This is a genomic window from Piscinibacter defluvii (assembly GCF_004011805.1).
Taxonomy (GTDB): Bacteria; Pseudomonadota; Gammaproteobacteria; order Burkholderiales; family Burkholderiaceae_C; genus Piscinibacter; species Piscinibacter defluvii.
The window spans coordinates 45,720-71,562 of sequence record NZ_ML137199.1; the positions used below are offsets into that span (position 1 = coordinate 45,720).

Below are 25,843 nucleotides of genomic sequence, written 5' to 3' on the forward strand. Positions count from 1 at the left end.
AAGTCGCCCCCCCGGCGGCAATGTACAGGATGTTACGGTTGCCGTTTGTGGGGGCGAGAACCCCTGACCGGGGGCCGCCGGCAGCGAGTTCGCGGGGTGAGGCCGCGCGGGCGGCTACTCCCCGGCGATGTGGGCCGACTTGGAAATGTTGGCCTTTACTTCCGAGATGATGTCGAGAAGGCGACCCATGTGGCTGGCGTGGAGCTTCAAGTGGTAGTCGACCTCCGCGGCCTGGTCGCCCATGATCTGCTCCACGTGCGAGGCCAGCGTGTCCGGCGGGAGGCGCACCCAGGCCTCCGATTCGGGGCCGGCACGTTCGATGGTGGCGCCTGCATTGCGTGCGATCCTCAACATCGCCGCGTTTTCGCTCAGCGCGTGGATCGTCAAGGTCTGCACGCCGCGGTTGCGGGCGTGCAACATCGCATGCTCGAACAGGCGGGCGCCGAAGCCGCGCCCGCGCGCCTTGCGTACCACCGAGACGCCGAACTCGGCCACGCCGCCGTCGGCGCGGTTCGACGCCGAGTCGGGCATCGCCAGGTGAGCCAGTGCAATCAGCTCGAGGCGGCGATTGAAGATGCCGAACACCTCGTCCCGGTCGAAGTCGAGCATGTCGACGTACTTGGCGATCTGCGCATCGGTGGCCGGGTAGCCGAAGCGCAGGTAACGGTCCGCCTCGTCGAGACCGACGAGGTGGGCCATGATCCGGTCGCGGTGCCGGGCGCCGAGCGATCGGGTGGGCACCCAGGCCCAGCGCGTGCTGGACGGGGCGGCGTTCGGTGTGCCCGAGTCTTGTGGACCCGGCGTCGGCTCGGCGTTCGCCGGCCTGTCTTGGGGAAAGGTCATGAGGTCGACCTCCTGTATCAGGGTTAACCCCAGTCTACGCGAACCGATCCCCGTCTGCCCAACGCGCGTCGCGCCGGGGCCATCGCCAGGTCGACGGTTTCCTGGTAGCATCACGGGTTCTCCGTTTTGCCCCGCCGGGGAGCTCGACAGCGGCCGCCACACGAGAAGCGGCACCTGCCCGAGCCCGGGCCGATCCGGCCCAGGGGCGACCAGCGACCCACATCCATGAAAACCTTCAGCGCCAAGCCGGCCGAAGTGACGCATGAGTGGTTTGTGATTGACGCGACCGACAAGGTCCTCGGACGGGTGGCCAGTGAAGTCGCCCTCCGCCTGCGCGGCAAGCACAAAGCCATTTACACGCCTCACGTCGACACCGGCGATTTCATCATCGTCGTCAACGCCGACAAGATCCGTGTCACCGGCAACAAGGCCGAGGACAAGGTCTACTACCGGCACTCCGGCTTCCCGGGCGGCATCTACGGCACCAAGTTCAAGGACATGCAGGCCAAGCATCCCGGGCGAGCGCTCGAGAAGGCGGTCAAGGGCATGCTGCCGAAGGGCCCGCTGGGCTACGCGATGGTGAAGAAGCTGAAGGTGTATGCCGGTGCCACGCATCCGCACACCGCCCAGCAGCCCAAGGCGCTGGCGATCTAAGGAGCGGTGATGATCGGAAACTGGAACTACGGCACCGGCCGCCGCAAGTCGTCGGTGGCTCGCGTGTTCATCAAGAAGGGCACGGGGCAGATCCTCGTCAACGGCCGGCCGGTCGAGCAGTACTTCGGCCGCCAGACGTCCATCATGATCGTCAAGCAGCCGCTGCTGCTGACGGCCAACGATGCGGCCTTCGACATCAAGGTCAACGTGCACGGCGGCGGCGAATCCGGCCAGGCCGGTGCGGTGCGCCACGGCATCACCCGCGCGCTGATCGACTACGACGCGGCGCTCAAGCCCGAGCTCAGCCGTGCCGGCTTCGTGACGCGCGATGCGCGCGAGGTCGAGCGCAAGAAGGTCGGTCTGCACGGCGCGCGTCGCCGCAAGCAGTTCAGCAAGCGCTGAGGCTTCACGCCGACCCTGTCACGACGAGGCCGCCGCTGCGCGGCCTCGTTCGTTTCCGGGCCGGGCTTACGAAGCGATACGCCACACGCCATGCGCTGGAAACTCTTGCGCCGTCGTCTCTCGGTGAGTGCGCCGAGGATGATCGTCCGCAGCCACCTGCCGTGGCCGCTGCGCTGGGCGGTGGCGGCGCTGGCGCTCGGCTTCTCGGCGGCGATCGCGCTGTGGGCCTTCGAGTTCGGCAAGGACATCGCCGGCCTGGACCGTGGCGCCAAGGAGGAGCTCGCGCAGCTGCGCGTCGAGGTCGCCGACCTGCGCGCGGAGCGGGAGAAGGCCCTGGCCATCGCCAGCAGCGTCGACAGCCTGCTCAAGACGGAGCGGGCGGCACAGGAGAAGCTGGCCCAGCAGCTCAACCAGGTCGAAGCGGAAAACCTCGCGCTGAAGAACGACCTCGGCTTCTTCGAGCGCCTGCTGCCGGCCGGCACCGGCGACAGCGGGCTGAGCGTGCGCGGGCTGCAGGCCGAGGAGGCCGGGAACGGTCAGCTTCGTTACCAGCTGCTGCTGATGCAGACCGGCAAGGGGCGTGGCGAATTCAACGGCCGGCTCGAGGTCAGCCTCGGCGGGACGCTGGACGGCAAACCCTGGGTCCAGGCCGAACCCGGCGGCGCGAAGCCGCTGCAGCTGCGACAGTATCGCCGCATCGAGGGCGTGATCGAGCATCCGCCGCTGGCGCAGGTGCGCTCGGTGACAGTAAAGGTCACCGACGGACGCGGTTCGGTTCTTGCAACCCACACGCTGAAGATGTAATCCTTTGACCCGGAGGGACCCGCGCATGTTCGGCAAGAAGAAACAACCGCCCATCCGCACGCTGATCGGCGAGGGCACCGTGATCCACGGCGAGCTGAAGTTCGCCGACGGGCTGCGCATCGACGGCGAGGTGATCGGCGACGTGGTGGCCGAGGGCGACGCCTACAGCATCCTCGTGATCAGCGAGAAGGCGCGCATCACCGGCAAGGTCACCGCCGGCCACGTGATCGTCAACGGCACGGTCATCGGCCCGATCCAGTCGACGGACCTGCTCGAGCTGCAGCCCAAGGCGCGCATCACCGGCGACGTGCGCTACGAGGTGCTGGAGATGCATCAGGGCGCCACGATCGACGGCGAATTGCGCCCGCTCAAGGCCGAGGAAAAACCATCGTTGAAACTGGCCGCCGCCAACATGTGACAATCGGCGCCTCGGCAAGGTGCCGTAGGAGCAGACGATGAGTGCAGTGGCGGAGAACCTCCAGACCGCGGTCCCGATGGACGAGCCGCCGGCGCCGATCATCTTCACCGACAGCGCGGCTGGCAAGGTCAAGGAACTGGTCGACGAGGAAGGCAACCCGGAACTGAAGCTGCGCGTCTTCGTGCAGGGCGGCGGCTGCTCCGGCTTCCAGTACGGTTTCACCTTCGACGAGGTGGTCAACGAGGACGACACGCAGATGACGAAGAACGGCGTCACGCTGCTGATCGACGCCATGAGCCTGCAGTACCTGGTCGGCGCCGAGATCGACTACAAGGACGACCTGCAGGGCGCCCAGTTCGTGATCAAGAACCCGAACGCGACGACCACCTGCGGCTGCGGTTCCAGCTTCTCCGTCTGATCCGTTGTCCGTCGATACGAGGCCGCCTGCGGGCGGCCTTCGTCGTTTCTAGGCGGGATAGAGCGCCCCAAGCAGCCGTGGCCCGCGCGCGCCCGTGACCGACGTCAGGTTCCCCGGCCGGCGCTGCACGAAGGCCGCTGCCAGCCACGCGAAGGCGCAGGCCTCCACCTGGTCGGGCGGCAGGCCGTGTGCGGCCGTCGTCGCCACCGTGCAGGCCGGCAGGCGCTCGCGCAGGCGGAACAGCAGGTCGTCGTTGAACGCGCCTCCGCCGCAGACCAGCAGTTCGGTCGTTGCAGGGGCGTGCTGCTGAAGGGCCTGTGCGGCCGCCCAGGCGGTCAGCTCGGCCAGCGTGGCCTGGACGTCCTGGGCTGACAGGGCGTCCGGCCCGAACCGGCCCAGCCAATCGGCATTAAACAGGTCGCGCCCGGTGCTCTTGGGAGGAGGCAGGGCGAAATAGGGCTCACGCTGCAGCGCGGCCAGCAAGGTGGCGTCGACACGGCCGCCCGCCGCCCAGCGGCCGCCGGCATCGAAGTCCTGCCCGAGATGGCGCCGCGCCCAGTGGTCGAGCAGCGCGTTGGCCGGGCCGCAGTCGAAGCCCGTGACCGAGCCGTCCGCATGCAACAGGCTGAGGTTGCCGATGCCGCCGAGGTTCAGCACCGCAACCGCCTGCCCCGGCCGGGCGAAGCGGGCCCGGTGGAATGCCGGCACCAGAGGGGCGCCCTGGCCGCCCGCCGCTACGTCGCGGCTGCGCAGGTCGGCCACCACGTCGATGCCGCTGAGCTCGGCCAGCAGCGCGGGATTGAGCAATTGCAGCGTGTAGCCGTGGCCGTCGAACGACTGCGGGCGGTGCCGCACCGTCTGGCCGTGGGCACCGATCGCGCGGATGTCGCTTGCCGCCATGCCGGCGCCTTGCAGCAGGTCGGCCGTCACCGCGGCATAGGTGCGGGCCACGGCATTGCCGGCCAGCGCGGCGCGGTGCAATTCGTCCGGCCCCGGCGTGTTGAGCGCGAGCAGTTCGTCGGCCAGCGGGCGTGCAAACGGCTGGTGCACGTGGGCATGCACGCGCAAGGCCTCCGGCCGGTCGAGGTCGAGCTGGACCAGCACGCCATCGACTCCGTCCAGCGAGGTGCCGGACATCAGCCCGACGTAGGCCGCGCTGGCCATGACCGGAGCGCCCTATTCGGCGACGCTGCCGCCGAGCGTGCCGGCGGCCTCGAGCTGGCCGCGCAGCCCGGCAGCCAGGGCCGCGAAGCGCGGCCGCGCGGCGGCGCTCAGCTCGATCGCCTCCGAGTTCTGGGCGATGGTGATCGGGTTGCGCTGCTGGCCGGCGACCTTGACCTCGAAGTGCAGGTGCGGTCCGGTGGCCCAGCCGGTCGAACCGACCGCGCCGATGCGCGCACCCTGGTCGACCCGCTGGCCCTTGTGCACGTCGATGCGGCTCAGGTGGGCGTAGACCGTGGAGCGGTTGCCGCTGTGCTCGATCTCGACCACGTTGCCGTAGCCGTTCTGCCAGCCCGCGAAACTCACCACGCCATCGCCGACGCTGCGCACCGGCGTGCCGGTCGGGGCGCCGTAGTCCACGCCCTTGTGCTGGCGCCACTGGTTCAGGATCGGGTGCAGCCGCATCGCGAATCCCGAGGTGACGCGCGAGAACTCCATCGGGCTGGCCAGGAAGGCGCGGCGCTTGCTGCGGCCCTCCAGGTCGTAGTAGCCGCCCTTGCCCTGCTCGTCGGTGAACCAGACGGCCGAGTGGCGCTCGCCCTTGTTGACGAACTCGGCGGCCACCACGCGGCCGCCGGCGTTGCTCCAGGTGATCGGCTCGCCGTCGGCGGTGAGCGCCTCGTAGACCACCGAGAAGGTGTCGCCGCGGCGCAGCTCGCGGTGGAAGTCGATGTCGGTCGAGAACACCTCGGCCAGCTGGCTGGCGACGTTGTCCGGGATGCGCGCCTCGTCGGTGGCGGCGAACAGCGAGCTCTGGATCGTGCCGCTGCCCAGGCGCACCTGGCTGGCCAGCACGTCGGTCTCGACCGCCGCGGTCAGGCCGACGGCGTCGCGCCGCACGGTCAGGCGCGTGAAATGGGTACCGAGCAGCTTCGCGTCGGCCGGCGCATAACGCGCGACGAGTTCGCTCAGCCGGCCGGTCTCGCCGGTCACCACCCGCACCATCTTGCCGGCCCGACCCTCGAGCAGGCGGCGCGCGACCGGGTCGCGGCGCAGGAAGGCCGCCGCCTCGGCATCGCTGACGCCCAGACGGGAGAGCAGGCTGTCGGCGGTGTCGCTGGCGCGCGTGAGGTCGCTGCGGTAGAGCTCGAGCTCGTGCTCGGCCAGCGCCTCGAGCTGCGCCGGCACGTCCTCCGGGGTGACCATTTCCGTCACCAGGCGACGCGGCAGGTCGGCTGCGTCCGGGCCCTGCGTGGCGATACCCCAGGCGGTGGCGCCGAAGCCGGCCAGCGCGAAGGCGACGGCCGCCGTCAGGCTGCGCGGGTGGGTGGCGACGAAGCGCTGCACGCCGGCCAGACCGGCGGCGAGGCTGCGTTCAGCGGAATCCAACGACTTCAATTCTGTTATCGGGAGCGCGTGGCTCCGGCGGTCATGGGTCGGACGGCGGGATGGTCCGGAGCGCCGAGGCGCGTCCACTAGAATCCCTGCGCTTGACGGGCCCCTCGCGGGCCGGTCGCAGGCGGTGCAAGACCGCGCCGCAGTATACCGGCCGGGTGCTGCGGGCCATTGCGTAGAACCACTAAAGCCCTCGAATGTCCCCAGGCACGCCCCCCCCGTCCTATCCCATCGACGATCGCGTTCGCGAGGCCCTTGCCATATCGCGCCGCGGTTGCGACGAACTGTTACCGGAGGCGGACTGGACCGCCAAGCTCGCCCGGTCTGCAGCAACCGGCGTGCCACTGCGAATCAAGCTCGGCCTGGACCCGACCGCGCCGGACATCCACCTCGGCCACACCGTGGTGCTGAACAAGATGCGCCAGCTGCAGGACCTGGGGCACACGGTGATCTTCCTGATCGGCGACTTCACGTCGATGATCGGCGACCCGTCCGGCCGCAACACCACGCGCCCGCCGCTGACGCGCGAGCAGATCGAGGCCAACGCGCAGACCTACTACCGGCAGGCCAGCCTGGTGCTGGATCCGGACAGGACCGAGATCCGCTACAACTCCGAGTGGAGCGACCCGCTCGGCGCGCGCGGCATGATCCAGCTCGCGGCGCGCTACACCGTGGCGCGCATGATGGAGCGCAACGACTTCGCCGAGCGCTTCAAGGCCGGCACGCCGATCAGCGTGCACGAGTTCCTCTACCCGCTGATGCAGGGCTACGACTCGGTGGCCCTGAAGAGCGACCTCGAGCTCGGCGGTACCGACCAGAAGTTCAACCTGCTCGTGGGCCGCGCGCTGCAAGCCGAGTACGGCCAGGAGCCGCAGTGCATCCTGACCATGCCGCTGCTCGAGGGGCTGGACGGCGTCGAGAAGATGTCCAAGAGCAAGGGCAACTACATCGGCATCACCGAGCCGGCGAACACCATGTTCGCCAAGCTGCTGTCGATCAGCGACACGCTGATGTGGAAGTACTTCACGCTGCTGAGCTTCCGCAGCGAGGCCGAGATCGCGAAGCTGAAGGCCGAGGTCGAGGCCGGGCGCAACCCGAAGGAAGCCAAGGTGCTGCTGGCCAAGGAGATCACCGCACGCTTCCACTCGGCGGCGGCGGCCGACGCAGCCGAGGCCGATTTCGAGAACCGCGCGCGTGGCGGCATCCCGGACGAGATCCCCGAGCTCACGCTGTCGGGCGCGCCGCTGGGTCTTGGCGCGCTGCTCAAGCAGGCCGGCCTTGCGCCCTCGAGCAGCGAGGCGCTGCGCCTGGTCGACGGCGGCGGCGTGCGCATCGACGGCACGGTGGTCGGCGACAAGGGCCTGAAGCTGCCCGCCGGCACCTACGTCGTGCAAGTGGGCAAGCGCAAGTTCGCGCGGGTCACGCTGAACTGAGTCGGATGCAGGCCAAGACCCTGCTGAAGCTGTCGGTGGTCGCGGCGGTCGCGACCATCACGCTGAAGACGCTGGCCTGGTGGCTCACCGGCTCGGTCGGCCTGCTGTCCGACGCGATGGAGTCCTTCGTCAACCTCGCCGCGGCGCTGTTCGCCGTGATGATGGTGACGATCGCCGAGCGCCCGGCCGATGCCGACCACCCCTTCGGCCACCACAAGGCGGAGTACTTCTCGAGCGGCTTCGAGGGCCTGCTGATCGTCGGCGCCGCGGCCGGCATCATCTGGACCGCGGTCGACCGCTTCCTGCACCCGCAGCCGCTCGAGCAGCTCGGCTGGGGCCTGGCGCTGTCGGTGCTCAGCTCGGCCATCAACGGCCTGCTCGCCTGGCGCATGCTGGTCGCCTCGCGCGAGCAGCGCTCGATCGCGCTCGAGGCCGACGCGCGCCACCTGTTCACCGACGTCTGGACCTCTGCCGGCGTGGTGCTCGGCCTGCTGCTGGTGTCCGTCACCGGCTGGCTCTGGCTCGACCCGGTGCTCGCGATCGGCGTCGCGCTGAACATCCTGCACGAGGGCTGGCGGCTCGCCTCGCGCTCGGTCGACGGCCTGATGGACACCGCCGTCGAGCCCGAGGTGCGCAAGACCATCGATGCGACGCTGGCGCAGTTCGCGCACCACACGATCCGCTTCGACCACCTGGTGACGCGCCGCGCCGGCACGCGCCGCTTCGTCGACGTGCACATGCACATGCCGGCCAACTGGTCGCTCGGCCGCGCCGCGGCGCTGCGCACGACGGTCGAGCAGGCGCTGATGAGCGCGGTGCCGGGCCTGCGCGCCTCGATCCAGCTGCTGCCCTCGGACGTCGAGGCGCATTTCGACGACCCGCGGGACCTGGTGTGATCGCCCTGCTGCAGCGGGTCGCGCGGGCGCATGTCGAGATCGCGGGTTGCACGGTCGGCGCGATCGGACCCGGCCTGCTGCTGTTCGTCTGCGCCGAGCCGGGCGACGACGAGGACACGGCCGACCGGCTGGTCGCCAAGGTCCTCAAGCTGCGCATCTTCGGCGACGCGGCCGGCAAGATGAACCGCAGCGTGGCCGACGTGGCCGGCGGCCTGCTGGTGGTGAGCCAGTTCACGCTGGCGGCCGACACCTCGGGCGGCAACCGCCCGAGCTTCACCGGGGCGGCGCCGCCGGAGCTCGGCCGGCGCCTCTACGAGCGCATGCTCGCCACTGCGCGCGCCTCACACCCGCAGGTGGCCTGCGGGGAGTTCGGCGCGGACATGCAGGTCCATCTGGTGAACGACGGACCTGTGACGATCAGCCTGCGCCTCAGTCCGCGTACTGACCGGCAGCCTTGATGACCGGGCCCCACTTGGCGATCTCGGCCTCGACGAACTTCTTGTGCTCGGCGCCGTTGGTACGCGCGTCGGTCACCACCACCGCACCGAGCGCTTCCTGGTTCTTGATGAACTGCGGTTCCTTCAGCGCGAGCTTCAGCGCGGCGTTGATCTTGTCGGTCACCGCCTTGGGCGTGCCCTTGGGCGCGTACAGCGCGTGCCAGATGCTGACGTTGAAGCCCTTGAGCCCGCTCTCGTCGAGCGTCGGCAGCTTGGCCAGCGCCGGCGTGCTCAGGCGCTTGGCCGTGGTCACCGCATAGGCCTTCACCTTGCCGGCCTCGATCTGGCCGGTGGTGTTGGTGGTCTGGTCGCACATCAGGTCGACCTGGCCGCCGAGCAGGTCGTTCATGGCCGGCGCGGTGCCCTTGTACGGCACGGTCTGCATGTCGATCTTCACGCTCTGCTGGAACAGCAGCCCGCACAGGTGCGAGGCCGCGCCCAGGCCGGCGTTGGCGAGGTTGACCTTGCCCTTGTTCTCTTCCAGCCACTTCATCAGCTCGGCATAGCTGTTGGCCGGCAGCGTGGGCTTGCCGATCAGCGTCATCGGCACCTCGTTGATCATGCCGAGGTACTCGAAGTCCTCCAGCGTCTTGTACTGCAGCGAGCGGTACAGCGCCGGCGAGGTGGCCATGCCGATGTGGTGCAGCAGCAGCGTGTAGCCGTCGTTGGCCGCCCGCGCCACCTTGGTGGCACCCAGCGTGCCGCCGGCGCCGCCGGTGTTGTCGATGATGATGGTGGCGTTGTTGAGATGCTTGCGCAGTGCCTCGGCCAGGTCGCGTGCGACCTTGTCGGTGGGGCCACCGGCGGCGAAGGGCACGACGATCGTGACCTGCTTCTCCGGGTACTCCGCGAACGCGGCGGTGGTCGTGAGGGCGGCCAGCGCGGCCAGCATGTAGCGCTTCATCGGGGCGTCCTTTCGGGGCGATAACAGGATGGGGCGGATTGTGGTGGGCCCCCCCTGCCCCGGCATGGCGGAAACTACGTAAGCGCCCCCCCTGGAAACCCCGGGGGCCTCACGCGCCGCCCGGCAGCTCCAGCACGAACTCCGCCCCGCCGACGGGATGGTTGCCCGCCGTCAGCCGCCCGCCGTGCTGCTCGACGATGCCGTAGCTGATCGACAGCCCGAGCCCGGTGCCCTTGCCGACCGGCTTGGTGGTGAAGAAGGGGTCGAAGATGCGCGACAGGTGTTCCGGCGCGATGCCCGGTCCGTTGTCGCGCAGCCGCAGGCGCACGCGGTCGGCCTCGCGCTCCAGCGTGATCCACAGCGCCGGCGCGGTGTCGGGCCGCGTGGCGGCCGCGTCGTAGGCGTTCTGAACCAGGTTCATCAGCACCTGCAGCAGCTGGCCGGCGCTTCCGGTCACCGGGCAGGGTGGCCCGGGCGACCAGTGCACCGCGAAGGCCGGCGCCGTGCCCTTGCGCACCCAGTGGATCGCGCGTTCGACCACGCCGTTCAGGTCGACCGTGCCGCGTTCCTCGCGGTCGACCGCGGAGAAACGCTTGAGGCCCTGCACGATGTCGGCGGTGCGCTGCGCGCCCTCCAGCGTGCCCTCGATCAGCGAGGGCAGGTCGGCCAGCAGGTGGTCGATGCGCAGCTTCGCGCGCAGCCGCGCCTGCTCGTCGCCCGGGCTGCCGGCGTGCAGCGCGGCCAGGTACTCGCGCAGCCGCTCGCTGTAGCGCTGCAGCGCGTGCACGTTGCCGAGCACGAAGCTGATCGGGTTGTTCAGCTCGTGCGCCACGCCGGCGACGAGCCGGCCGAGCGAGGCCATCTTCTCCGAGTGCAGCAGCTGCTGCTGGGTGCGCTTGAGCGCCTCGTGCGCCTCGCGCAGCTCGCGGTAGGCGCGCTTGAGCTCGCCCAGCGGCCGGCCGACGAACAGGTGGCCGACACGCTGGCCGGCGGCGTTGAAGCGCGGCGTGACGTTCAGGTCCACCGGCACCGGCTGGCCCTGCGCGTCGCGCAGGTCGATCTCCACCGAGGCGCCGCCGCGGCCCGTGCTGGCCAGTGCCGCGCGCAGCCGCTCGCCGCTGGCGGCATCGGCCAGCAGTTCGGCCAGCGGCAGGCCGCGCAGCGCGTCGTCCGGGCGCCCCACCAGCGCGCACAGCGCGGCGTTGGTCTCCTCGATGCGGCAGGCCTCGTCGCAGGCCACCAGCACGTCGCTCATCGCCGACAGCAGGCCGAAGATGAACTGCTGGCTCTGCTCGAGCTGGACGTTCTTCTCCTCCAGCGCGATCTCGTCCTGCACCAGCTGCGAGTAGACCTCGTCCATCTTCTGGATCACGTCCAGCCAGGCCGAGTCGTCCACCCCGTCCAGGCGCGCCAGCGCGTCGAGGCTGGGCCGGTCGACGGGCGGACGTTCCATCGGGCAGCCTCTCAATGCACCGTGCAGACCATGCACGGATCGAACGAACGCACCACGTGCTGCACGGCCACCGGCGTGGGCTCGTCCGCGGGCACCGGCACGCCCACCAGAGCGGCCTCGAGCGCGCCCGGCGTGCCGGCGGCATCACGCGGCGAGAAGTTCCAGCCGGTCGGCGCGACGATCTGGTAGTGCGCGATGCGGCCGTGGCGCACGCGCAGCCAGTGGCCGAGCGCGCCGCGCGCCGCTTCGGTGAGGCCGCTGCCCTCGGCGTCCTCGGGCAGGCGCTCGGGCGCGCAGAAGGGCTCGCGCGGCTGCAGCGCCGCAAGCCAGCGCTCCATCATCGGCAGCACGCGGGCCGTCTCGACCAGCCGCGCCAGCACCCGGGTGTAGACGCTCGCGCCGTGGCGTGCCACCGCGTCGCGCAGCAGGCCCTGGCCGTCGGCCAGCTGGCGCGCGATCGCGCCGGTCTCGACCACCCGGCCGGCCAGGCGCGGCGCCTTGTTCCAGGTGTAGCCGCCGGGCTTGTCGGCCTGCGGTTCGGTGTGGCCCTGGGCCGGGTGGCGCGGCACGTCGGCGGCCAGCCAGGCGTGCGTGCTGTCCTCGGTGATCGTGCGCAGGTCGAGCGGCTCCAGCACGCCGGCGGCCGCGTCCCACAGGCCGGCGGCGAGGGCGTGCGTGCCGCCGGGCTGCGGGTAGGCGCCGTAGCTGAGCATGCGGCCCGGCCCGCGGCCGAGCCGGTGCAATGCCACGTCCGCCGCGATCGTGAGGAACAGGCGCAGGTCGCCGCGCAGCGGATCGGCCGCATGCCAGGCCTGCAGCGCGGCCTCGTCGGGCAGCGCGGCGATCTCCTCCAGCGGCGCGGCGAAGGTGGTGTTCTCGAGGAAGGCGCGCAGCTCGCGCACCCGCGCCAGGAGGCGCAGCCGCTCCGCCGGCTCGATGGCGCGGGCGCTGCCGCCTGGCACCACGCTGCCGGTGTGTGGCCACTTGCCGCCCAGCGTGCCCATCAGCTCGAACCAGCGCTGGCGCGCCGCGATCGCCGCGCGGGCATGCTCGCCGGCCAGCGCGGCGAAGCGCCGCACCGCCTCGCCGAACCAGGGCCGGGCGGCATAGGCCGCGCGGGTGAAGTCCGGCATGAAGAACAGGTAGAAGTGGCTCAGGTGGTCGGCCAGGTTCTCGCAGGCGAGCATCAGGTTGACCGCGTGCAGGCCGTTGGGCGGCACCTCGAGGCCGGCCGCGTCGGCCAGCGCGCGCGCCGCCGCCACCGACTGCGACACCGAGCAGATGCCGCAGATGCGCGGCACGATCACCAGCGCGTCGTGCGGCGCGCGGCCGGCGAGCATCTGCTCGAAGCCGCGGTACATCGGCGCGTTGACATGCGCCTGCACCACCCGGCCGTCGGCCACCTCGAGCCGCACCTCGAGGTCGCCCTCGACGCGGTTGAACGGGCCGACGATCAGGCGCTGGCTCATTTCAGGCGGGTCTTGCGCACCGCCGGCGCGACGACGAGATGGTCGGCCGTGGCATTGCTCTTGACGCGGCGCGGCGTCGCGCTCTTGGACAGCGAGGCCAGCGCCACGAACCAGGCCTTGGGCATGTCGGTGGGCAGCCCGATCGGGATGCCGGCCAGCTTGGGCGTGCGGTGGAACGGGTGGCCCGGGTCCTGGAAGCCCGGCTCGGTGCAGCTGATGCAGGCGTAGCCGCCGCGTGTGCACGACCCCTCGCCGTTCCACAGCCGGGTGTTGCAGTCGGCATGCGCCTGCGTGCCCTTGCAGCCCAGGTGCTCCATCATGCAGCCCAGGTCGGAGGGTTTCTCGGCGCTGGCCTTGAACTCGTAGTACTCGTTGCGGGTGCAGCCGTGGTGCACCAGCTGGTCGGCGTAGAAGCGCGGGCGGTTCAGCGGGTCGAGGTCCGCGCGGGTGAGCAGCCCGGCGGCCAGCGCCATCAGCGTGTCGAGCACCCAGCCCGGGTGCGTGGGGCAGCCGGCCACGTTGACCGCCGGCAGCCCGCCGCGCGCGACGAAGGCCCCGCCGAGCAGGCCGCCAAGCCGGTCGTCCTCGTACTGCAGGCCGCAGGCCTCGGTGGGGTTGGTGCCGGTGGCGCTGAGGCCGCCCCAGGCCGCGCAGGAGCCGACCGCCACCACGTGGGTGGCGACCTGCGCCAGCTCGCGCACCCAGTCGACCATCGGGCGCCCGGTGCCGGCCAGCACGTGGAAGCGGCCGCTGCCCTGCGGGCCGCGCAGCAGGGCGCCCTCGACGCACAGCACGTCGAGCGGCTGGCGGCCGTCGCGGCAGGCCTCGAGCAGCGCCACCAGCTCGGCGCCGCTGGCCAGCGAGAGCGACGGATGCCACAGCAGCTCGATGCCGCCAGCCTTCAGCAGCGCGGGGAAGTCGGTCGTGTCGGCGCACAGCAGCGACATGCTGCAGCCGCCGCAGCCGCCCGATTGCAGCCACAGGATGTTCACAAGAGCTCCTCTGCCGGGTCGAGCGGCCGCCGCGGATCCGGCTCGGCCGGGCCGCCGGCGGCGCCCCCTCGAGGGGGAGCGCCGAAGGCGCTCCGGGGGTGGGTGTCTTCCAGTCCCAGGCGCTGCAGCTTGGCCCGCAGGCCCACGCGCGACAGGCCCAGCTCCTGCGCCGCGCGGGTCTTGTTCCAGCGGTGCCGCAGCAGCGTCTCGCGCAGCACCATGGCCTCGATCGCCTCGAGCCGCTCGGCCAGGGTGCCGCTGGCCGGCAGCGCGGTCCCGTCCGTCCCTCGGCTCGCGGCGCCGGTCTGCCCGGCGAGCAGCTTGCGCGAGAACGCGTGGGCATGCACCACGGTGCCGTCGCTCAGCGCCAAGGCCCGCGCGATCTCGTTGCGCAGCTCGCGCACGTTGCCGGGCCAGGGGTAGCCGACCAGCACCGCGCGTGTGTCCGCGTCGAAACGCGCCGGCGGCAAGGCCAGCTCGGCGGCCACGTCGGCCAGCAGGCGCTCGGCGATCGGCAGGATGTCGCCCGGCCGTTCGCGCAGCGGCGGCATCGCCAGCGTGACGCCGGCGATGCGGTAGTAGAGGTCCTCGCGGAAGCGGCCGGTGCGCACGTCGGCCTCCAGGTCGCGGTGCGTGGCGGCGATCACGCGCACGTCCACCGGCACCGCACGTGTCGAGCCCACCGGGCGCAGCTCGCCTTCCTGCAGCACGCGCAGCAGGCGCACCTGGAAGGCCGGCGAGGTCTCGCCGATCTCGTCGAGGAACACCGTGCCGCCGTGGGCGCGCTGGAACAGGCCCACATGGTCGTCCACCGCGCCGGTGAAGGCGCCGCGCTTGTGGCCGAACAGCTCGCTCTCGAGCAGCGTGTCCGGGATCGCGGCGCAGTTCTCCACCACGAAGGGCCCGGTCTGGCGCGGGCTGGCGTAGTGGATCGCACGGGCGATCAGCTCCTTGCCGGTGCCCGATTCGCCCAGCACCAGCACCGAGAGGTCGTGCCGCGCGATGCGCCCGGCGGTGGCGCACAGCGCATCCAGCGGGCTGCCCTCGGCCCGCACGATGCGCTCGAAGTCGAAGCTGCGCCGCGCCTGCTCGAGCCGGCCCTGGCTCTTGGCGCGCAGCGCGCGCGTGCCGCCGCGCAGCTCGAGGTCGAGCCGCGCCAGGCCGTGCTGCAGGTGGCGCGCCTCGGCCGCACCACGCACCGTCTGGAGCAGGTGGTCGGGCACCCAGGGCTTGAGGATGTACTGCCAGATGCCGGCCTCGTTGATGCCGGCGATGATGTCCTCGCTGTCGGTGTAGCCCGAGATCACGATGCGCACCGTGTCGGGCCAGCGCTCGCGCACCTCGCGCAGGAACTCCACGCCGGTCTGGCCGGGCATGCGCTGGTCGCACAGGATCACGTCGACCTCCTGAAGCTCGAGCAGGCCGCGCGCGGCGTCGGTGTCGCCGGCGGTGAGGATGGCGAAGTCCTCGTCGAGCGTGCGGCGCATCGCGTCGAGCGAGCGCGGCTCGTCGTCGACCAGCAGGACCGTCGGCATCACTTGCGGTGCGTCGCGAGGTGGCGCGGCGTCCAGGCGTGCGGCTTGCGCGTCACGAAGTGATGGCGCGCGACGTGGTAGCTCGGGTCGAAGCCGTAGAAGTTGCGGTGCATGTGCTGGAGCTCGTCGTCGCGGTAGGCGGCCAGCGGGCGGCGCGCCTCGTCCTCGGCGCGCCTGAGCTGCTTGGCGGCGATGCGCTGCGCATGATCGCACGCGGCGGCGAGCGCGGCCGCCTGCTGCGCCGCGAGTTCCTGCAGCTCGGCGGCGTCCGCGCCGAGCACCGCATCCACCAGGCCGAGCGCGGCGGCCTCGCGCGCGCCGATTGGCAGCCGGCGCTGCATCAGCCCGGCACCGCGCGCACCGGCGCGACGCGGCAGCGTGTAGGTCCAGTACTCCGAGCCGTACAGGTTGCCCATGTTCTTGTAGTGCGGGTTCAGCACCACGCCCTCGTGGGCCCATACCAGGTCGGCCGCGAACGCGAGGAAGCAGCCGCCCGCGCCGGCATTGCCGGCCAGCAGCGCGACGCTGAGCCGGTCGTCCAGCGTCAGCAGCTCGTGCACCACGTCGTTCATCGCCTGGATGTTGCGCCAGGAGGCGTCGGCCGCGCTGTCGCCCGGCTGCTCGGCGCAGGCCTCGATGTCGTGCAGGTGGATGCCGTTGCTGAAGAAGTCGCTGCCTCCGGCCAGCACCAGCAGGCGCACCGGCCGCGCGCGCAGGCTGCGCAGCGCGTCGCGCAGGCGCTCGCACTGGCGCGTGGACATCGCGCCGTTGTGGAACTCGAAGCGCAGCCAGCCGACCCGTGCGCCGTCCGGGCCGGTTTCGGCGTAGTGCAGCTCGTCCCATTCCCCGGCGTCGCGTTGCAGCGGCACCGCGAGCTCGGGCAGCGCCGCGGCCTCGGCCGCGAACGCGCGTGTCGCGGCGAGCTTGAGCGCGCCCACGCGCACGTGGCCGATCCAGACGGCACCGTCCAGCGTGCGGCGCAGCAGCGCCGGGCCGCGGCGTGCGAGCAGTTCGCCGGGGGCGCCCTGCGGTGCACGCGCCAGCGTGGCCGGCGTGGCGGGGTGCACGTCGTGCAGCCGGCAGGCGCGGCCGAACAGGGTGTCGGCCACACCGGGGTGGCCGTCGGCGCTGCGGACCTTGCGCAGCACGGTGGCGCTGTCGTCGCGGGCCCAGTCGATCGTGCGCGCGGCGACCGGCACCGGGCCGTGCCAGCCGCGCACGGATGCCGGCACCGCCTGCGGCGGGCCGGGTCGCCCGCGGGTCACCGCCTCGAGCACCGCGTCGACCGCGGCGCGCGTGATCTCGTGGCGGTAGCTGCTCGCCTTGGTGGCCTGCGGCCTCAGGCGCAGCGGCCGCCAGGCCCACACCGGCCCGGCGTCGTAGTCGCCGGTGGCCTGCAGCACCGTCACGCCCCAGTCCGCGGCGCCGTCGAGCACGGCCCAGTCCAGCGCCGCCGGACCCCGGTCGCCCGGCGGGCCCGGATGCACGACGAGGCAGGGCCGCACCGACCAGACCGACTCCGGGATGCGCCGCTTCAGGAACGGCGCGATCACCAGGTCCGGGTCGGCCAGCGCGACCGCCTCCTCGGTGACCGCATCGGCGATGTCCAGCTCGACGCAGACCTCGTGGCCGGCCTCGCGCAGCGCCACGTGCAGGCGCTGCGTCAGGCCGTTGAACGCGTGCGCGAGCAGCAGCAGCTTCATGGGCCGTGCGCGATCTGCGTCGCCAGCTTCTCGGCCAGCTTGCGGCCCATGTGCACCGACATCGTGTCGCGCAAGGTGGCCAGCGCGCGTGCGAACTCGGCCGGCGTGACCGCGCCGCGCAGCGGCTCGGCCATGCGCACCGCGTCCGGCCCGTAGTGCGGCGAGAGCAGCGTGAGTGCCCGGGTGCGGGCGGCGGCCAGGTCCTCGGGTTCGAGCGGATGGCGCTGCGGCGCCGGGGGGGGCGCCGGCGGGGCGGGCCGGGCCTCGGCGGCCGGTGCCGGCCGAGGCCGGGATGCTGCGGGCACCGGCTCGATCAGCCCGGCGCCGAGCAAGGCCATCAGCGTGCGCTGCGGGTCGAAGCCGACATGCTGCGCGAGCTGCGCCACGCTCAGCTCGCCGTTGGCCAGGATCAGCAGGCTGCGCGTGCGCATGTCCAGCCCGAGCGCGCGGCCGCGCACCTCGGCCAGGCCGGCGGCCGTCTTGCGGAACACCTCGCCGCCCATCAGCAGATGCGCGGCAGCGGCTCGCCGCTGAGCCAGTCCACCACACGCCGGCCGCCGAAGGCCGTGGCCATCTGCACGAAGCGCTGCGGGTCGTCCGTGACGCTGCCGATGTGCGCCGCGTCGCGGCCGAGCGGATGCGCGCGCAGCGCCTCGAGCGCGCCCTCGGCCACCGCCGGGTCGCACACCACGATGCACTTGCCCTCGTTGGCGATGTACAGCGGGTCGAGCCCGAGCAGCTCGCAGGCCGCTGCCACCTGCGGCTTGACCGGAATCGCGGCCTCGTCGAGCAGCATGCCCACACCCGACTGGCGGCAGACCTCGTTGAGCGTGGTGGCCAGGCCGCCGCGCGTCGGGTCGCGCAGCGTGCGCACGCTGCCCTCGGGCACTGCCGCGAGCAGGCGCGCGACGAGGCCGTGCAGCGCCGCGCTGTCGGATTCGATGCTCGTCTCGAACTCGAGCGATTCGCGCTGCGAGAGCACCGCGACGCCGTGGTCGCCGATCGTGCCCGACACCAGCACCACGTCGCCCGGCCGCGCCCGCGCGCCGCCGATCTCGCGGCCGCTCGGCACGCTGCCCAGACCGGTGGTGGAGATGAACACGCCGTCGCCCTTGCCCTGCTCGACCACCTTGGTGTCGCCGGTGACGATGGGCACGCCGGCGGCACGCGCCGCCGCGGCCATCGACTCGACGATGCGCTTCAGGTCGGCCAGCGGGAAGCCTTCCTCCAGCACGAAGCTCGCGCTCAGGTACAGCGGCGTCGCGCCCAGCATGGCCACGTCGTTGACCGTGCCGTGCACCGCGAGCGCGCCGATGTCCCCGCCGGGGAAGAACAGCGGCGAGATCACGTGCGCGTCGGTCGCCATCACGAGCCGGTGGCCGGGCGGCGGGGCGGGCAGCAGCGCGCCGTCGTTGCCCTGGCGCAGCGCCTCGTTGTCGAAGGCGCGTGCGAACAGCTCCTCGACCAGCTGCGCCGAGGCACGGCCGCCGGCGCCATGGTTCATGTCCACACGCCCGTGCCTGAAATCGATCGGGCGGACGTAGTCCTTCTTGATGCTCATGCTGCGACGACCGGGATGTCCCGGAACCTACCGTACGAGTAGTGCGCCGCGCACGCCCCCTCCGACGACACCATGCACGAGCCCATCGGGTTCTCCGGCGTGCAGACGGTGCCGAACAGCCTGCAGTCGGTCGGCTTCTTCACGCCGCGCAGGATGGCGCCGCACTCGCACTGCTTGTGGTCGGGCACGCTGCGATAGACCAGGCCGAAGCGCTTCTCGGCGTCGAAGCGCTCGAAGGCCGGTCGGATCTTCAGCGCCGAGTACGGCACCTCGCCGAGCCCGCGCCACTCGAAGCTCGTGCGCAACTCGAACACCTGCGAGACGAGCGCCTGCGCCGCGCGGTTGCCCTCGCGCGTGACGGCGCGGGTGAACTCGTTCTCGACCTCGGCGCGGCCGTCGTTGACCTGGCGCACCAGCATCAGGATGGCCTGCATCACGTCCAGCGGCTCGAAGCCGGCGATCACGACCGGCTTGCGGTACTCGGCGGCGAAGTGTTCGTAGGGCTGGGCACCGATCACGATGCTCACGTGCGCCGGGCCGACGAAGCCGTCGATCGGAACCGTGCCGTACTGGCGCACCTCGGGCGACTCGAGGATGTGCGTGATCGCGCTGGGCGTCAGCACGTGATTGCACAGCACGCTGAAGTTGGGCGTGTCGTCGGCCGCGGCCTGGCGGATCACCAGCGCCGTCGGCGGCGTCGTGGTCTCGAAGCCGATGGCGAGGAACACGACCTCGCGGTCCGGGTGCCTCTTCGCGAGGCCGAGCGCATCGGCCGCGGAGTAGACCATGCGGATGTCGGCCCCGCGTGCCTTCGCGCGCATCAGCGAGAGCGACTCGGAGGCCGGCACGCGCATCACGTCGCCATAGGTACACAGGATGACACCGCGCTCGAGGGCGAGCGCGATGGCCTGGTCGATGCGGCCGATCGGCAGCACGCACACCGGGCAGCCGGGGCCGTGGATCATGCGCAGGTTGGCCGGCAGCAGCTCGGCGATGCCGTAGCGCGAGATGGCGTGGGTGTGGCCGCCGCAGAACTCCATGAAGCTGTAGCGCCGCGCCGCATCGGCCTCGGCGGCGATGCGCCTGGCGAGGCCCTGGGCGAGCGCGCCGTCGCGGAACTCGTCGACGAACTTCATGACTGCCGCTCCTGCGCCGCCATCTCGGCGAACAGGGCCAGGGTGCGCTCGGCCTCCTCGGCATCGAGCAGGCCGATCGCATGGCCGACGTGCACGATCACGTAGTCGCCGACGCCGGCTTCGGGCGTCAGCGCCACCGAGACCGTCTTGCGTACGCCGCCGAGCTCGACCACCGCCTCCTCGGGCGGACGCCGTTCGACGATGCGGGCGGGCAGGGCGAGGCACATGTCAGTGGGTCTCCAGGGATGCGACGGATTCGGCGGCGCTCGCATCGCTCACGCTGCAGGCCGCCACCCAGGCCTGGCCGAGCGCGAGGCCGGCATCGCCGCAGGGCACGACCAGCGGCGCGTGCACGGCCAGGCCGCTGCGTTTCAGCAGCAGGGCGAGCCGCTCGCGCAGCACGCGGTTGAGGAAACACCCGCCGCCGAACACGACGTGTTCGACACCGCGGGCGGCGGCCTGCGTGGCCGCGACCTCGGCAAGGCCCTCGGCCAGCGCAAGGTGGAAGCGCAGCGCCGCACGCTCGCGCGCCGCCGGCTCGTCCGGCACCTCGAACAGCGACGCGACCAGGGCATGCAGGTCGAGGGTCGGCGCGGGCAGCGTCGGTTCGTCGCCCCGCGCCAGCGCCGCGGCGGCAAGCTTCTCGAGAGCGATCGCCGCCTCGGCCTCGGTCGACTGGCGCACCGAGAGACCGAGTGCGCCGGCTGCGGCATCGAACCAGCGGCCCGCGCCGCTCGTGGCCGGGCAGTTCAGCCCGCGCTGCAGCATGGTGTGCAGCGTTCGTGCCGCCTGCGTGCCGACCACGGGGCCGAAGCGCGGCTCGATCTCGGCGCCGCGGCCCTGCGCGTGCAGCACCGCCGCCGCCAGCCGCCAGGGTTCGCGCGCCGCGACGTCGCCGCCGGGCAGGCGCAAGGGCGCGAGGTGCGCGACCCGTTCCCAGCGCTGCGCTTCGTGCCCGCCGCCGACCCAGAGGATCTCGCCGCCCCAGGCCGTGCCGTCGCTGCCGAGGCCGACACCATCGAGTGCGATGCCGATCACCGGCCGCACCAGGCCTTGCTCGGCGATCACCGCGGCGATGTGCGCATGGTGGTGCTGCACGCCGATCGCCGGCACGCCGAGCCGCTCGGCCAGCGCGGCCGCGAGCCGGGTGCTGTGGAAGTCCGGGTGCAGGTCGTGCGCGACGGCACGCACGCCGCCCTGCGCGAGCAGCCCGTCGGCCGAGCGCTCCAGCGTGGCGCAGGCCGCCGCCTCGCCGAGATCGCCGTGCTCGGCCGACCACGTGACGCGCGCTCCGTCCAGCCGCGCCGCGCGGTTCTTCAGCCAGGCGCCGCAGGCCAGCACCGGCGCGGCGGCGGCGGCACGCGGCAGCACGAGCGCGTTCATGCGGCCGGGTGCGCTGGGGGGTGCATCAGCCACTCGACCCAGGCGTCCAGCCCGGCACCGGTCCTGGCCGAGACCAGCAGCACCTCGATGCTGGGGTTCACCCGCTGCGCGTAGGCGATGCACTTCGGCACGTCGAAGTCGAGGTGTGGCAGCAGGTCGATCTTGTTCAGCACCATCAGCTTCGCGGCGGCGAACATGTCGGGGTACTTCAGCGGCTTGTCCTCGCCCTCGGTCACCGAGAGGATCGCGACCTTGGCGGCCTCGCCCAGGTCCCACATCGCGGGGCAGACGAGGTTGCCGACGTTCTCGATGAAGAGCAGGGATTGCGCGTGCGCATGGTCGTGGGCGTGTTCGTCGCCGTGGTGCTGGTGCCCATGCAGATCGAGCCGCGCGAAGGCCTCCGCCACCATCTGCGCATCGAGGTGGCAGCCTTTGCCGGTGTTGACCTGGATCGCGCTCGCGCCGGTGGCGCGGATGCGGTCGGCGTCGTTCGAGGTCTGCTGGTCGCCCTCGATCACCGCCAGCGGCAGCGCGCTCGCGTGGCGCTTCAGGTGCTCGATGGTGGCGCACAGCAGGGTGGTCTTGCCCGAGCCGGGGCTGGAGACGAGGTTGTAGGCCGTCACGCCATGCGCGGCGAAGTGCGCCCGGTTGGCGGCGGCGATCGTGTTGTTCGCGCCCAGCACGTCGGCCTCGAGCTTGATCGCGCGGGCCTGGCTCATGCCCGGCACCGACACCTTGGCGGCACCGGCGCCGAAGTGCAGGTCGCCGGTCTTCGTGTCCACCGCGACGTGCGCGTGCTCGGGGTGGGTGGCGGTGGGGTTGGCGCAGCCGCAGACGACACACATGCTCGCCTCTCCTTCAATCGTCGTGGACCAGCAGGTCGAGCACCTTCAGCTCGGTGCCGCCGGTGGGTTGGATCTGGTGCCCGCCGCAGCGCGGGCAGGCGTCGGTGCGCGACGCGATCTCGATGCTGCAGGCGCAGCGCAGGCACCAGGCCTGGCCGGGCGGCTGCTCGATCTCGATGGTCGCACCGGCCAGGCAGGTGCCGGGCGTGATCGCGTCGAGCGCGAAGCGCAGCGCGCCGACCTCGACGCCCGAGAGGGCCCCCGCCTCGAGCCGCAGCGACGAGACACGCGCAAAGTGCTCGCGCGCGGCTGCGTCCTCGACCAGCTTGAGGATGCCGCCGGCCAGGCTCAGCTCATGCATGGGCCGGCTCCGGCGTCGCCACGACGAACTCGACGCAGGGATCGAAGGCCACCGCGGCGCGCGCGGCCTGGGCGGCGCGATCGCCCTCGGGCAATGCGGCAAGCGTGCGTGCCAGCACGCCCTCGGGGTGGAAGTTCCACTCGGTCGGTGCCAGCACCGCGGCGCTGCGCACGCAGCCCGCGTCGTCGAGCTGCACGTGGTGCACGAGCAGGCCACGCGCCATCTCGGTCCAGGCGATGCCTTCGCCGCGGGCCAGCGGCAGCGCGCCTTCGGCCAGCCAGTCGTGGCCGTCCGGGGCCGCGAGCTGCAGCAGATCGACGAGGCGGGCCGTCAGGCGCATCCAGCCATTGTGCAGGCGGGGGCGCACGCGGGAATTGATCCGCGTCCAGGGGCCGGTCTCGGCCGGCTGTCCGAGCCAGTCGGGCCGCGCGCAGAAGTCCGGCTGCTCGGCGATGCGGCGGGCGAGTTGCGGCAACGTGGCCAGCGGCTGCTCGAGCAGCGGCAGGGGGGCCTGCGGCGTCGCGAGCCGGCGCAGCGCGTCGGCCTGGCTGCGCAGCAGGCGGGCCGGCGGGGTGTCGACCGCGTGGCACCAGTGCAGCGGCCAGTCGGCCGGATCGTCGGCCCAGCGCTGCAGCCAGTCGCCGACCGTGCCACCGAGCCAGTGCTGCGCCAGCCAGGCGGGCAGGGCCGCCAGGCGCTGATCGGTCACCGGCCCCGGCTCGAACAGCGGGCAGCCGCGCAGGGCGTCGGCCGTGTCGATCACCGGCGCGCCGGGCAGCAGGCGCGGCCCGTCGTAGGCCAGCCGCAGCAGCTGGTCGCGCGCGGTGGCCGCGCGCAGCGCCTGGCGCTGCGCCGCGTCCGGCAGCGCCGCCGCGCCGCGCGCCGCGGCCACGGCACCTGCGGCGGTGTGGCGGTGCGCGTGGCCGCACAGCGTGAACAGCGCGCCCAGCAGGCCGGGCAGCTCGTCGGCGCGGCGCCCGCGGGCGAGGCGTGGCGCGAGCAGAGGCCGCTCGTTGACGACCGTCGGCGGCGGTCCGCCCGGGCGCAGCAGCACGCGGCCGGGGGTCACGGCCGCCCCTCGCGCCGGCCGAGCAGGAAGCCGCGCCGCGCCGGCTGCTCGGGCGGCCGCGTCGCGGGCCGGCCGCGCAGGTGCACGAGCACGGCACGCGCGGTGGCGACGGCCGCTTCCTGATCGGCGAACTCGTGCATCGGCGAGAACAGCGAACAGGCCTCGAAGGGCCCGAGCGCCGCCTCGTGCGCGCCGATGAAGTCGAAGGTGCACGGGCCGAGCGTGCGCGGCGCGGTCTCGCCGGGCGCGAGCGTCTCCACGCCCGGCGCGAGCGGCAGGCGCAGCAGGTTCATGAACCAGGGGGTCACCAGCACACCGGTGGCCAGGCCCTCGCCAGGCGCCGCCTCGAAATCCACCGCCTGCACCACGAGCGCCGGGTTCAGCATCGGCAGCCCGCGCAGCCGCTCGCGCTCGATCGTGCGGAAGCAGCGTTCGAGCAGGGCGAGCCGCGCGGCCAGCAGGTTCACGTGTTCTCCGTCAGCACCATGAACTGTTCAGCGTCCCCGTCGCACTGCGGGCAGCGCCAGTGCGCGGGCAGCGCTGCGAACGGCGTGCCGGGCGCGATCTGCCAGACCGGATCGCCGAGCGCGGGATCGTAGACCCACCAGCAGATCTTGCACTCCAGGCGCGCCTGTGCCGGCAGGCGCGCCGCGTCGCCGAGGTAGGAACCCTCGAACGTCATGACAGCCCCTCGCCCGGCGAGTACGCCGGTCGATCCCCCGAGGGGATTCGGGCCGGCTTGGGGCGGCCCGGCGCTCGGCCCGTCACGCCGGCTCCAGCCACTGCAGCACCTCGGCCAGGCGCTCGGCGCTGTCGGCCAGGTCCTCGGGCGCGGCGCGGGCCACCGCGGGCAGCGCACCGACCTCGATGGTGTTGAGGATCACCACGTCCTGGGAGTTGTAGAAGACCACGCGCCAGGTGTGCGGCACCAGCGCGTTGGTGATGCGGCAGTTGCCGTAGCCGCGCGAGAGCAGCAGCACGCGGCCGGTGCCGAGCTGGTGGTCGATGTGCGCGATGTCCTCCGGTGCCAGCGGCAGCAGCGTCAGGTTGACCACGTGCGCCGGGTCGCCCGGCTGCCAGCGCGCGCGCTGGTCGGCCAGCTCCACCAGCAGCGGCGGCACGTTGACACATTCCGGCGGCACCGGCGGCAGCGCGCCGCGCGTGGCGGCGCTGTCCTCGGCCGCCGCGGCGACCAGCGCGGCCGGCACCGCGCCGACCTCGACATGGTCACTCGTGGCGCCATCGTCCTCGACCGAGCGCACACGCCAGACACCGGCGAACACCGATTCCTGCACCCGCACGCGGGCCGCGTCGGCATCGACCGCGCGCAGCCCGGGGCGCGCCAGCACCTGCGCCGCGACCTCGCCTTCGCCGAGCACCTGGTCGAGCAGACGGCGGTCCTCGTCCGACAGCGCGAACAGCGGAATGCGTTCCGGCCGGCCGGCGCGCAGCGCGGTCAGCACCTGGCCGAGCACGGCGCGGGTGCCGGCATGGCCGGCGAGCTCCTCGGGCTCGGGCAGCACCGGCGCCCGGTAGGTGTCCATGCCCGAGGGCATGGTGATGTACTCGAGCGTCTCGTCCTCGGGCTGGCTGCCGGGGCCGACGGCGACGACGGGGATCGGGAAGGGGCGGGGGTTCATGTCGGTCCTCGGCTCAGTGGCAGGAGGAGGTTGCTGCCGGGCCGACCAGCGCGATCGGCGGCCGCGTGGTCGGTGCGGCGAGCGCGGCCGCCACGCGTTCGACGAACACGCCCCAGTCGTGCATGCCGGCCAGCGTGGTCACGTAGCGGCCGTCGCGCACGAACACCAGCGCGGGCCAGCGCTGGTTGCCGTAGCGCCTGGCGACGGCCTCCTGATCGTCGCGTGCCACCACGCCGATGCGGAACGCGCCGCCCGCCGCCGCGCGCAACTCGGGCAGCACCACCGCCACGTCCAGGCCCTCGGGGAACTGCACCGGGTCGCCGGACAGGAACAGTACCTGGTCGCCGGGATGCTCGAGGAACCCGGGCAGGCCGGCCTCGTCGACGGGCACGACCGCGTCGCGCTCGAGCAGGCGGCGGATCACGGGGGGCAGGGTGTCGGTGCTCATGACAGCCCCTCGTCCGACGGGTACGTCGGCCGATCCCCCGAGGGGATGCGGGCCGGCTGGGGAGCGGCCCGGCGCTCGGCCCGCCATGCCCAGGTTGATACAGGGTGTCTCATGTCGCTTGTCCGGTGAGGGCCGCGAGTGCGGCGGGATCCATGCGCGAGGGCAGCTCGAAGTCGGCATCGAAGCCGGGGTCGCCGGCGCCGAGCAGCGCGCCCTGCACCTGATCGAGCAGGGCGTTGACCTCGGCGGCGCGCGCGGCGTCGATGCGTTCGCGCGCGCTGTCGAGGAACACGAGCAGCCAGTCGCCGCGCTCGACCGCGCCGACCAGCGCGGTGCTGACACGCCGCCGTTCGCCGCGGGCGGCCACCCAGGCGTGGCCGGGTTCGGGGTGATCGACCTGCATCGGGATCGCGATGCACATGG

30 protein-coding genes are annotated in these 25,843 nt (G+C 72.4%); 8 read left to right on the plus strand and 22 right to left on the minus strand.

All coding sequences use genetic code 11. From position 1 onward, the window contains the following. Window positions 1-114: 114 nt before the first annotated feature. Complete coding sequence (locus D9C15_RS07185) at window positions 115-843, minus strand: GNAT family N-acetyltransferase (RefSeq protein ID WP_127996767.1); 729 nt, start codon at window positions 841-843, stop codon at window positions 115-117. A gap of 225 nt (window positions 844-1,068) precedes the next feature. On the opposite strand from D9C15_RS07185, the gene rplM reads away from it, so the two are divergent. The 5 genes from rplM to erpA all read left to right on the plus strand — a co-directional run bounded on the left by rplM (window position 1,069) and on the right by erpA (window position 3,539). Further along, entirely contained in the window at window positions 1,069-1,497 is a 429-nt protein-coding gene (gene rplM / locus D9C15_RS07190) for a 50S ribosomal protein L13 (RefSeq protein ID WP_112189880.1), read from the plus strand. A gap of 9 nt (window positions 1,498-1,506) precedes the next feature. Next, complete coding sequence (gene rpsI, locus D9C15_RS07195; protein ID WP_112189879.1) at window positions 1,507-1,899, plus strand: 30S ribosomal protein S9; 393 nt, start codon at window positions 1,507-1,509, stop codon at window positions 1,897-1,899. 138 nt (window positions 1,900-2,037) lie between these two features. After that, window positions 2,038-2,703 (plus strand): DUF6776 family protein, encoded by a 666-nt coding sequence (locus D9C15_RS07200; protein WP_310734463.1) that lies wholly within the window; start codon window positions 2,038-2,040, stop codon window positions 2,701-2,703. A gap of 25 nt (window positions 2,704-2,728) precedes the next feature. Beyond that, entirely contained in the window at window positions 2,729-3,121 is a 393-nt protein-coding gene (locus D9C15_RS07205; protein ID WP_127996769.1) for a bactofilin family protein, read from the plus strand. Between the two features lie 37 nt (window positions 3,122-3,158). Continuing rightward, entirely contained in the window at window positions 3,159-3,539 is a 381-nt protein-coding gene (gene erpA / locus D9C15_RS07210) for an iron-sulfur cluster insertion protein ErpA (RefSeq protein WP_127996770.1), read from the plus strand. Window positions 3,540-3,587: 48 nt separating this feature from the next. Here the strand turns inward: erpA and D9C15_RS07215 are convergent, their stop codons facing one another. Next, complete coding sequence (locus D9C15_RS07215; RefSeq protein ID WP_127996771.1) at window positions 3,588-4,703, minus strand: anhydro-N-acetylmuramic acid kinase; 1,116 nt, start codon at window positions 4,701-4,703, stop codon at window positions 3,588-3,590. A gap of 12 nt (window positions 4,704-4,715) precedes the next feature. After that, window positions 4,716-6,089, minus strand: a complete 1,374-nt coding sequence (locus D9C15_RS07220) for a M23 family metallopeptidase (protein WP_310734464.1) — start codon at window positions 6,087-6,089, stop codon at window positions 4,716-4,718. 203 nt (window positions 6,090-6,292) lie between these two features. On the opposite strand from D9C15_RS07220, the gene tyrS reads away from it, so the two are divergent. From tyrS to dtd, 3 genes are read left to right on the plus strand one after another with little or no spacing between them, the layout of a single operon-like run. Further along, on the plus strand, window positions 6,293-7,528 hold the full coding sequence (tyrS, locus tag D9C15_RS07225) for a tyrosine--tRNA ligase (RefSeq protein WP_127996773.1): 1,236 nt from the start codon (window positions 6,293-6,295) through the stop codon (window positions 7,526-7,528). A gap of 5 nt (window positions 7,529-7,533) precedes the next feature. Further along, complete coding sequence (locus D9C15_RS07230; protein WP_127996774.1) at window positions 7,534-8,424, plus strand: cation diffusion facilitator family transporter; 891 nt, start codon at window positions 7,534-7,536, stop codon at window positions 8,422-8,424. Further along, complete coding sequence (gene dtd / locus D9C15_RS07235; RefSeq protein ID WP_127996775.1) at window positions 8,421-8,882, plus strand: D-aminoacyl-tRNA deacylase; 462 nt, start codon at window positions 8,421-8,423, stop codon at window positions 8,880-8,882. The genes D9C15_RS07230 and dtd overlap by 4 nt, the downstream gene beginning before the upstream one ends. Here dtd and D9C15_RS07240 read toward each other — a convergent pair. The 19 genes from D9C15_RS07240 to D9C15_RS07330 all read right to left on the minus strand — a co-directional run bounded on the left by D9C15_RS07240 (window position 8,854) and on the right by D9C15_RS07330 (window position 25,841). Further along, the gene (locus tag D9C15_RS07240) at window positions 8,854-9,825 is read right to left on the minus strand and encodes a tripartite tricarboxylate transporter substrate-binding protein (RefSeq protein ID WP_127996776.1); all 972 of its coding nucleotides are present in this window, start codon (window positions 9,823-9,825) and stop codon (window positions 8,854-8,856) included. The genes dtd and D9C15_RS07240 overlap by 29 nt on opposite strands. Before the next feature lie 109 nt (window positions 9,826-9,934). Beyond that, window positions 9,935-11,278 (minus strand): sensor histidine kinase, encoded by a 1,344-nt coding sequence (locus tag D9C15_RS07245; RefSeq protein ID WP_127996777.1) that lies wholly within the window; start codon window positions 11,276-11,278, stop codon window positions 9,935-9,937. 11 nt (window positions 11,279-11,289) lie between these two features. Further along, window positions 11,290-12,747, minus strand: a complete 1,458-nt coding sequence (locus D9C15_RS07250; protein ID WP_127996778.1) for a nickel-dependent hydrogenase large subunit — start codon at window positions 12,745-12,747, stop codon at window positions 11,290-11,292. Beyond that, window positions 12,744-13,739, minus strand: a complete 996-nt coding sequence (locus D9C15_RS07255) for an NADH-quinone oxidoreductase subunit B family protein (protein ID WP_127996779.1) — start codon at window positions 13,737-13,739, stop codon at window positions 12,744-12,746. The genes D9C15_RS07250 and D9C15_RS07255 overlap by 4 nt, the downstream gene beginning before the upstream one ends. Then, on the minus strand, window positions 13,736-15,274 hold the full coding sequence (locus D9C15_RS07260) for a sigma-54-dependent transcriptional regulator (RefSeq protein WP_127996780.1): 1,539 nt from the start codon (window positions 15,272-15,274) through the stop codon (window positions 13,736-13,738). The genes D9C15_RS07255 and D9C15_RS07260 overlap by 4 nt, the downstream gene beginning before the upstream one ends. Beyond that, window positions 15,274-16,977, minus strand: coding sequence for an enoyl-CoA hydratase-related protein (locus tag D9C15_RS07265; RefSeq protein WP_127996781.1), 1,704 nt, complete (start codon window positions 16,975-16,977; stop codon window positions 15,274-15,276). Before D9C15_RS07265 ends, D9C15_RS07260 begins: the two co-directional genes overlap by 1 nt. Then, window positions 16,974-17,480, minus strand: coding sequence for a hypothetical protein (locus tag D9C15_RS07270; RefSeq protein ID WP_127996782.1), 507 nt, complete (start codon window positions 17,478-17,480; stop codon window positions 16,974-16,976). The genes D9C15_RS07265 and D9C15_RS07270 overlap by 4 nt, the downstream gene beginning before the upstream one ends. Further along, window positions 17,480-18,538, minus strand: coding sequence for a hydrogenase expression/formation protein HypE (gene hypE / locus D9C15_RS07275; protein ID WP_127996783.1), 1,059 nt, complete (start codon window positions 18,536-18,538; stop codon window positions 17,480-17,482). Before hypE ends, D9C15_RS07270 begins: the two co-directional genes overlap by 1 nt. Further along, window positions 18,535-19,674, minus strand: coding sequence for a hydrogenase formation protein HypD (gene hypD, locus D9C15_RS07280; RefSeq protein ID WP_127996784.1), 1,140 nt, complete (start codon window positions 19,672-19,674; stop codon window positions 18,535-18,537). Before hypD ends, hypE begins: the two co-directional genes overlap by 4 nt. Beyond that, window positions 19,671-19,901: a HypC/HybG/HupF family hydrogenase formation chaperone gene (locus D9C15_RS07285; RefSeq protein WP_127996785.1), complete on the minus strand. Its 231-nt coding sequence runs from the start codon at window positions 19,899-19,901 to the stop codon at window positions 19,671-19,673. Before D9C15_RS07285 ends, hypD begins: the two co-directional genes overlap by 4 nt. A 1-nt stretch (window position 19,902) precedes the next feature. Then, window positions 19,903-21,057 (minus strand): Kae1-like domain-containing protein, encoded by a 1,155-nt coding sequence (locus D9C15_RS07290; RefSeq protein ID WP_127996786.1) that lies wholly within the window; start codon window positions 21,055-21,057, stop codon window positions 19,903-19,905. Then, the gene (hypB, locus tag D9C15_RS07295; protein ID WP_127996787.1) at window positions 21,054-21,902 is read right to left on the minus strand and encodes a hydrogenase nickel incorporation protein HypB; all 849 of its coding nucleotides are present in this window, start codon (window positions 21,900-21,902) and stop codon (window positions 21,054-21,056) included. Before hypB ends, D9C15_RS07290 begins: the two co-directional genes overlap by 4 nt. 13 nt (window positions 21,903-21,915) lie before the next feature. Next, window positions 21,916-22,263 (minus strand): hydrogenase maturation nickel metallochaperone HypA/HybF, encoded by a 348-nt coding sequence (locus tag D9C15_RS07300; protein ID WP_127996788.1) that lies wholly within the window; start codon window positions 22,261-22,263, stop codon window positions 21,916-21,918. Then, window positions 22,256-23,332: a hydrogenase formation protein gene (locus tag D9C15_RS07305; RefSeq protein ID WP_127996789.1), complete on the minus strand. Its 1,077-nt coding sequence runs from the start codon at window positions 23,330-23,332 to the stop codon at window positions 22,256-22,258. Before D9C15_RS07305 ends, D9C15_RS07300 begins: the two co-directional genes overlap by 8 nt. Beyond that, window positions 23,329-23,799, minus strand: a complete 471-nt coding sequence (hybE, locus tag D9C15_RS07310) for a [NiFe]-hydrogenase assembly chaperone HybE (RefSeq protein WP_127996790.1) — start codon at window positions 23,797-23,799, stop codon at window positions 23,329-23,331. The genes D9C15_RS07305 and hybE overlap by 4 nt, the downstream gene beginning before the upstream one ends. Next, window positions 23,796-24,014 (minus strand): rubredoxin, encoded by a 219-nt coding sequence (locus D9C15_RS07315; protein WP_127996791.1) that lies wholly within the window; start codon window positions 24,012-24,014, stop codon window positions 23,796-23,798. Before D9C15_RS07315 ends, hybE begins: the two co-directional genes overlap by 4 nt. A gap of 82 nt (window positions 24,015-24,096) precedes the next feature. Beyond that, complete coding sequence (locus D9C15_RS07320; protein ID WP_127996792.1) at window positions 24,097-24,972, minus strand: hydrogenase expression/formation protein; 876 nt, start codon at window positions 24,970-24,972, stop codon at window positions 24,097-24,099. Between the two features lie 13 nt (window positions 24,973-24,985). Then, window positions 24,986-25,420: a thioredoxin domain-containing protein gene (locus tag D9C15_RS07325; protein WP_127996793.1), complete on the minus strand. Its 435-nt coding sequence runs from the start codon at window positions 25,418-25,420 to the stop codon at window positions 24,986-24,988. 109 nt (window positions 25,421-25,529) lie between these two features. Beyond that, window positions 25,530-25,841 (minus strand): HypC/HybG/HupF family hydrogenase formation chaperone, encoded by a 312-nt coding sequence (locus D9C15_RS07330; RefSeq protein WP_127996794.1) that lies wholly within the window; start codon window positions 25,839-25,841, stop codon window positions 25,530-25,532. Between the last annotated feature and the right edge of the window lie 2 nt (window positions 25,842-25,843).

Bases quoted from the DNA above. Each gene is read 5' to 3' on its own strand.
- D9C15_RS07200 (WP_310734463.1), top strand. From the start codon at position 2,038: ATGATCGTCCGCAGCCACCTGCCGTGGCCGCTGCGCTGGGCGGTGGCG.
- D9C15_RS07290 (WP_127996786.1), bottom strand. From the start codon at position 21,057: ATGAACGCGCTCGTGCTGCCGCGTGCCGCCGCCGCCGCGCCGGTGCTG.
- D9C15_RS07265 (WP_127996781.1), bottom strand. From the start codon at position 16,977: ATGAAGCTGCTGCTGCTCGCGCACGCGTTCAACGGCCTGACGCAGCGC.
- D9C15_RS07320 (WP_127996792.1), bottom strand. From the start codon at position 24,972: ATGAACCCCCGCCCCTTCCCGATCCCCGTCGTCGCCGTCGGCCCCGGC.
- D9C15_RS07215 (WP_127996771.1), bottom strand. From the start codon at position 4,703: ATGGCCAGCGCGGCCTACGTCGGGCTGATGTCCGGCACCTCGCTGGAC.
- D9C15_RS07245 (WP_127996777.1), bottom strand. From the start codon at position 11,278: ATGGAACGTCCGCCCGTCGACCGGCCCAGCCTCGACGCGCTGGCGCGC.
- D9C15_RS07205 (WP_127996769.1), top strand. From the start codon at position 2,729: ATGTTCGGCAAGAAGAAACAACCGCCCATCCGCACGCTGATCGGCGAG.
- D9C15_RS07185 (WP_127996767.1), bottom strand. From the start codon at position 843: ATGACCTTTCCCCAAGACAGGCCGGCGAACGCCGAGCCGACGCCGGGT.
- D9C15_RS07325 (WP_127996793.1), bottom strand. From the start codon at position 25,420: ATGAGCACCGACACCCTGCCCCCCGTGATCCGCCGCCTGCTCGAGCGC.
- D9C15_RS07260 (WP_127996780.1), bottom strand. From the start codon at position 15,274: ATGCCGACGGTCCTGCTGGTCGACGACGAGCCGCGCTCGCTCGACGCG.
- tyrS (WP_127996773.1), top strand. From the start codon at position 6,293: ATGTCCCCAGGCACGCCCCCCCCGTCCTATCCCATCGACGATCGCGTT.
- D9C15_RS07330 (WP_127996794.1), bottom strand. From the start codon at position 25,841: ATGTGCATCGCGATCCCGATGCAGGTCGATCACCCCGAACCCGGCCAC.
- D9C15_RS07250 (WP_127996778.1), bottom strand. From the start codon at position 12,747: ATGAGCCAGCGCCTGATCGTCGGCCCGTTCAACCGCGTCGAGGGCGAC.
- D9C15_RS07230 (WP_127996774.1), top strand. From the start codon at position 7,534: ATGCAGGCCAAGACCCTGCTGAAGCTGTCGGTGGTCGCGGCGGTCGCG.
- hypD (WP_127996784.1), bottom strand. From the start codon at position 19,674: ATGAAGTTCGTCGACGAGTTCCGCGACGGCGCGCTCGCCCAGGGCCTC.
- D9C15_RS07285 (WP_127996785.1), bottom strand. From the start codon at position 19,901: ATGTGCCTCGCCCTGCCCGCCCGCATCGTCGAACGGCGTCCGCCCGAG.
- erpA (WP_127996770.1), top strand. From the start codon at position 3,159: ATGAGTGCAGTGGCGGAGAACCTCCAGACCGCGGTCCCGATGGACGAG.
- rplM (WP_112189880.1), top strand. From the start codon at position 1,069: ATGAAAACCTTCAGCGCCAAGCCGGCCGAAGTGACGCATGAGTGGTTT.
- hypE (WP_127996783.1), bottom strand. From the start codon at position 18,538: ATGAGCATCAAGAAGGACTACGTCCGCCCGATCGATTTCAGGCACGGG.
- D9C15_RS07270 (WP_127996782.1), bottom strand. From the start codon at position 17,480: ATGGGCGGCGAGGTGTTCCGCAAGACGGCCGCCGGCCTGGCCGAGGTG.
- D9C15_RS07315 (WP_127996791.1), bottom strand. From the start codon at position 24,014: ATGACGTTCGAGGGTTCCTACCTCGGCGACGCGGCGCGCCTGCCGGCA.
- rpsI (WP_112189879.1), top strand. From the start codon at position 1,507: ATGATCGGAAACTGGAACTACGGCACCGGCCGCCGCAAGTCGTCGGTG.
- D9C15_RS07240 (WP_127996776.1), bottom strand. From the start codon at position 9,825: ATGAAGCGCTACATGCTGGCCGCGCTGGCCGCCCTCACGACCACCGCC.
- hypB (WP_127996787.1), bottom strand. From the start codon at position 21,902: ATGTGTGTCGTCTGCGGCTGCGCCAACCCCACCGCCACCCACCCCGAG.
- D9C15_RS07300 (WP_127996788.1), bottom strand. From the start codon at position 22,263: ATGCATGAGCTGAGCCTGGCCGGCGGCATCCTCAAGCTGGTCGAGGAC.